Annotated in this window: 2 protein-coding genes; both read left to right on the top strand. The window is 74.3% G+C overall.

Features of this window, described 5'->3' with window-relative positions; translation table 11 throughout:
* On the top strand, window positions 1-5,460 hold a 5,460-nt coding region (locus ACFPIJ_RS56855; protein WP_380127914.1), incomplete at its 5' end, for a type I polyketide synthase.
* Window positions 5,461-5,494: 34 nt separating this feature from the next.
* A partial coding sequence (locus ACFPIJ_RS56850; protein ID WP_380127913.1) for a beta-ketoacyl synthase N-terminal-like domain-containing protein occupies window positions 5,495-6,144 on the top strand: 650 nt, incomplete at its 3' end.

Here is a 6,144-nt window from a genome sequence, read left to right as displayed (position 1 = left end):
GACCCCATCGAAGCCCAGGCCCTCCTCGCCACCTACGGCCAGGACCGCCCAGCCGACCGGCCGCTGTGGCTCGGCTCCCTGAAGTCGAACATCGGCCACACGCAGGCCGCCGCCGGGGTGGCCGGGGTCATCAAGATGGTCCTCGCCATGCAACACGGCCGGCTCCCGCAGACCCTCCACGTCGGCGAGCCCTCCCCGCACATCGACTGGAGCAGCGGGAATGTCGCGCTGCTCACCGAGGCCCAGTCGTGGACCCCGAACGGGCATCCGCGCCGGGCCGGTGTCTCGTCGTTCGGCATCAGCGGCACCAACGCCCACGTGATCGTCGAGGAGCCGCCACCGGTGCCGGAGGACGACGACGCCCTGGCACCGGTGCCGTGGTTGCTGTCGGCCCGGACGGCGCCGGCCCTGCAGCATGTCGCCGAGGCGCTCGCCGGGCACCTCGGCGCGCATCCGCAGATCCCCGACGAGGACGTGGCGCACACGCTGGCCCGCCGGGCGCAGCACGCCCACCGGGCGGTACTGCTCGGTGACGACCCGACAACCCGGCGGGAGGCGCTGCTGGCCCTGGCCGCCGGCAGGCCGCACGGACTGCTGGTCGACGGCACCGCCCGGGCGGGCGGGGGCATCGCCCTGATCTGCACCGGCCAGGGGAGCCAGCACCCGGGGATGGCGCACCATCTGCACCACCGGGAGCCGGTCTTCGCGGCGGCACTCGACGCCGCCTGCGCCGAGCTGGACAAGCACCTCGGCCGGCCGCTCCGCGAGGTCATGTTCGACCTCGACTCCGTCCTGATTCACGAAACCCGCTACGCCCAGCCCGCCCTGTTCGCCGTGCACGTCGCGTTGCACGCCCTGGTGACCAGCTGGGGCATCACCCCCGACTACCTCACCGGACACTCCATCGGCGAACTGTCCGCCGCACACCTCGCCGGAGTCCTCAGCCTCCCCGACGCCGCGCTCCTCGTTGCTGCCCGAGGCAGACTGATGAACGCCGCCACACCCGGCGGCACCATGATCGCCATCGAAGCCACCGAAGCCGAACTCGCACCGACGCTCGACCCCACGCTGGCCAGCATCGCCGGAATCAACTCACTCACCAGCACCGTCATCTCCGGCGACACCGACACCGTCACCCAGGTAGCCGCGCACTGGGCCGCGCTCGGACGACGCACGAAGAAGCTGACCACCTCACACGCGTTCCACTCCCCGCACATGGACGCGATCCTCGACGAATTCGCCGCGATCGCCGCGACCGTCACCTACCACCCCGCCACCACCCCCGTCATCTCCAACCAGACCGGCAACATCGCCACCGACGAACAACTCTCCAGCCCCGAATACTGGACCCGGCACATCCGCGAAGCCGTCCGCCACCGCGACATGGTGACCACCCTGCACGGCGCCGGCGTCACCACCTACGTCGAACTCGGGCCGGACAACACCCTCAGCGCCCTCACCCACGCCTGCCTGCCCGACGGGCACACCGCGACCATCGTCCCCACGCAACATCCCGTGCACCCGGCGCACGCACACGCTCGTGCCCAGGCCCAACTGCACGTCCACGGCCACCGGACCTCGTGGCTCGGCGCGCTGACCGGCGGGCGGCACACCCCACTGCCCACCTACCCGTTCGAGCACCGGGGGTACTGGCTGAACCGGCCGGAGACCACGGACCCGGCCGGGCTGGGCCTCGCCGTCAGCGAGCACCCGTTCCTGGCCGCGTCCACCGACCTGCCCGACGGCGGTCACCTGCTCACCGGGCGGGTGTCACTGCAGAGCCACCCGTGGCTGGCCGACCACACCATCCACGACGCGGTCCTGCTCCCCGCGACCGCGTTCGCCGACCTCGCGCTGCACGCCGTCGACCAGGCCGGGGGCGGTCACGTCGACGAGCTCACCCTGCACGCGCCGCTGCGGCTGCCGGTGCCGGGTGCCGCCCGTCTCCAGGTGCACCTGGCACCCGCCGACAGCGACGGGCGCCGGGCGCTGACCATCCGGGCGCAGACCGCGGACGGGCCATGGGTCCGGCATGCCACCGGCACCCTGCTGACCGCAGCCGGCGGCACCGCGGCCGCCGTCGCCGCGCCGGAGGCCCAATGGCCGCCGGCCGGGGCCACGCCGATCGGCCTGGACGACGTCTATTCCACGCTGGACGCCCGCGGCTACCGCTACGGTCCGGCCTTCCGCGGGTTGACGGCGATGTGGCGGCGCGGCGACGACCTCTTCGCCGAGGTGCGGCTACCAGCGGCGGAACGGCCCGCCGCCGGGCGATTCCTGGTGCACCCGGCGCTGCTCGACGCGGCGCTGCACGCCGTCCTCGTCACCGGCGGCGCGGACCCCGGCCCGGACGGGGGCGGGGAGCTGCTGCTCCCGTTCGCCGTGACCGGGCTGCACTGGCACGCCGGCGGCGCGACCGCCCTGCGGGTTCGGCTGAGCCCGGCCGGGACGCACGCATACGCGCTGACCGCCACCGACCACACCGGGCAGCCGGTCCTCGACGTCGAGTCCCTCGCGTTCCGGCCGGTCCCCCGGCACCGGCTCACCGAGGCGCCGGAGGACCGGGACGGCCTCTACCGGCTCGGCTGGCTGCCGGCCGGCCCCGCCTCGCCCCGCCTGCCCGACGCGCCGTGGGCCGTCCTCGGCGACGACGCCGAACTGTTCGGCGCGCTCGCCGACAGTGGCGTGGCGGTCCGCGACTACCGGGACCTGAGGACCCTGGCGACGGCCGTGCGCACCGGCGGGCCGATGTCGACCGTGGTGCTGTCCGCCACCCCGCCGAGCACGCCGGGCGGGGACCCGGTCGCGGGCGCGCACCGGTACACCGCCGGCACCCTCGCCCTGTTGCAGGACTGGCTGGCCAACAACGACTTCGGCGGTTCGAGGCTGATCGTCCTCACCCGCAACGCGGTGTCCGTCGAGGGCGCCGACCCGTCCCCGGACCTCGGGACCGCGCCGGTCTGGGGGCTGATCCGCGCCGCCCAGGTGGAGCATCCCGGGCGGTTCACGCTCCTGGACGTCGACGGGCAGCCGGAGTCGTACCGCATGCTGGTCTCGGCTGTGATCAGCGGTGAGCCGCAGGCGGCCATCCGCGAGGGAACGGTGCTGGTGCCACGGCTGGCCCGGGTGACGCCGCAGACGGCGCTCGCCGCCGCCGGAACGGACCGCAGCTGGCGGGTGGACGTGCGGGAGCGCGGCTCGCTGGAAAGCCTGGCCCTGGTGCCGAACCCGGACGCGGACCGGCCACTCGGTCCCGGTGAGGTGCGGGTCGCGGTCCGGGCGGCCGGCCTGAACTTCCGGGACGTGGCGCTCGCCCTCGGCATGATCCCCGAGCACACGGTGCTGGGGTTGGAAGGCGCGGGGGTGGTGACCGGGACCGGGCCGGGCGTCACCCGGTTCGCGCCCGGCGACCGGGTGCTCGGGCTGCTGACCGGCGCGTTCGCGCCGATCGCGGTCGCCGACGAGCGCACCTTGGCGCCGATGCCCGCCGGGTGGACGTACGCGCAGGCGGCGACGGTCCCGGTGGTGTTCCTGACCGCCTGGCACGGGCTCGTCGAACTGGCCTCCCTGCGCCGCGGTGAGCGGCTGCTGGTCCACGCCGCGGCCGGTGGCGTCGGCATGGCCGCGGTGCAGCTGGCCCGGCACCTCGGCGCGGACGTGTACGGCACCGCCAGCCCTGCCAAGTGGGAGACGCTGCGCGAGCAGGGCCTTGCGGAGTCCCGGATCGCCTCCTCCCGCACCCTCGACTTCGCCGAGCGGATCCTGGCCGCCACCGACGGCGCCGGGGTCGACGTGGTGCTCGACTGCCTGGCCCGCGAATTCGTCGACGCCTCGCTGCGCCTGCTGCCGCACGGCGGCCGGTTCATCGAGCTGGGAAAGACCGACATCCGCGACCCGGATGTGGTCGCCGCCGACCATCCCGGCGTCGACTACCGGGCTTTCGACCTGCTGGCGCTGCCCCCGGAACGGATCGGCGCGATGCTGGACCGGCTGATGCCGCTGTTCACGGAGGGCGTCCTGCGCCCGCTGCCGGCGGCCGGCTGGGACGTGCGGCAGGCTCCGGAGGCGTTCCGTTTCCTGGCCCAGGCACGGCACGTCGGGAAGCTGGTGCTGACCGTGCCCCGGCCGCTGGACCCGGACGGCACCGTGCTCGTCACCGGCGGCACGGGTGGAGTGGGCGCCCTGGTGGCCCGGCACCTGGTGGCCCGGCACGGGGTCCGGCGACTGCTGCTGGCCAGCCGGCGCGGCGGCGGCGCGGACGGGGCTGGTGACCTGGTCACGGAGCTGGCCGGCCTCGGCGCGGAGGTGTCGGTGATCGCCGCCGACCTCGCCGACCCCGCAGCGGTCCGCGGGCTGCTGGCCACCGTGCCGGCGGCGCATCCGCTGACCGCCGTGGTGCACGCCGCCGGCGTCGTCGCGGACGGGACCGTCGAGCGGCTGGACGCCGACGCCGTCTCGGCCACGCTGCGCCCCAAGGCGGATGCGGCCTGGCTGCTGCACGAGCTGACCCGCGACGCCGACCTCGCCGAGTTCGTGCTCTTCTCCTCGGTGGTCGGCACGTTCGGCAACGCCGGACAGGCCAACTACGCCGCCGCGAACGCGTTCCTGGACGCGCTCGCCGTCCATCGGCAGTCCGCAGGCCTGCCGGCGACGTCGCTGGCGTGGGGTCTCTGGGCCGGCCTGGGCATGGCGGACCTGCTGGACGAGGCGGGTCTGCTGCGGATGGCCCGCAACGGCATCACCGCCATCACCGCGGAGGAAGGGCTGGCGCTGTTCGACGCGGCCCGGGAGACGAGCCTGCCGGTGGTGGTGCCGACCCGGCTGGACGTCTCCGCGTTGCGGGTCCGCACGGACCCGGTGCCGGCCATCCTGCGCGGCATCATCCGGCCGGCGGTCCGGCGCGCGGCGGAGCCCACCGCGGCCGACGAGTCCCCGGCGGCCGGCTGGGCGCGGCGGCTGGCCGGGCTGTCCATGGCCGAACGGCACGCCACCCTGCTCGACCTGGTCCGCACCGAGGCCGCGACGGTCCTTGGGCACGCCGGCGCCGGGGCGGTCGACGGCGACCGGTCGTTCAAGGAGGCCGGTTTCGACTCGCTCTCCGCCGTGGAGCTGCGGAACCGGCTCGGTTCCGCGGTCGGGCTGCGGCTGCCTTCGACGCTCACCTTCGACCGGCCCACCCCGGCCGCAGTCGCCGAGCTGCTGCTGACGGAACTGGCCGGAGAAGAAGCGCCGCCGCCCGCCCTGGCCGACCTCGACCGCCTGGAGGAAGCCGTCCGGCAGTCGCCGCCGGACGAGCGACTGCGGGAGGTGCTCACCGCCCGCGTCGAGGACCTGCTGTTCGCGCTGCGCCGCGCCGGGGACCCGGAGCACGACCTGACGGCGTCCATGCACGAACGGATCGACTCGGCCACCGACGACGAGATCTTCGACTTCATCGACAACGAGCTCGACGCGATCTGAGCCACCGCCTGCCTGAAGGACATCGAGGTTATTCGTGAACGAGGGAAAGCTTCGCGACTATCTGAAGCGCGTGACGGCGGATCTGGCCCACGCACGACGGCAACTGCGCAAGGCGGAAGCCGACCGGCAGGAGCCGATCGCCATCGTGGCCATGGCGTGCCGCTTCCCGGGCGGGGCCGACACCCCCGAGGCGCTGTGGTCGCTCGTCGAGGGCGGGGTGGACGCGATCGGCGGCTTCCCGGTCACCCGTGGCTGGGACCTGGACAGCCTCTACGACCCGGATCCAGGCGCGACCGGGCACACGTACGCCCGGCACGGTGGTTTCCTCTACGACGCCGACCGCTTCGACGCGGAGTTCTTCGGGATCAGCCCGCGGGAGGCCCTCGCCATCGAGCCGCAGCAGCGGCTGCTACTGGAGACCTCGTGGGAGGCGCTCGAACGGGCCGGCATCGACCCCGCGACGTTGCACGGCAGCCGCACCGGGGTCTACGTCGGCGCGATCGGGCAGGAATACGCATCGCTCTGCTACACCGGCGGAGCGGACGTCGACGGCTACGTGCTGACCGGGACGACGACCAGTGTGGCGTCGGGCCGGATCGCATTCACGCTCGGTCTCGAGGGGCCGGCCGTCACCGTCGACACCGCCTGCTCCTCGTCGCTGGTCGCCATGCACCTGGCCGGTCA

Origin of the sequence: Dactylosporangium cerinum, assembly GCF_042653625.1 — a bacterium.
In the GTDB taxonomy this organism is placed as follows: Bacteria; Actinomycetota; Actinomycetes; order Mycobacteriales; family Micromonosporaceae; genus Dactylosporangium; species Dactylosporangium cerinum.
The sequence above is the reverse complement of the archived record's forward strand: the minus strand, read 5'-3'. Positions and strand labels throughout refer to the sequence as shown.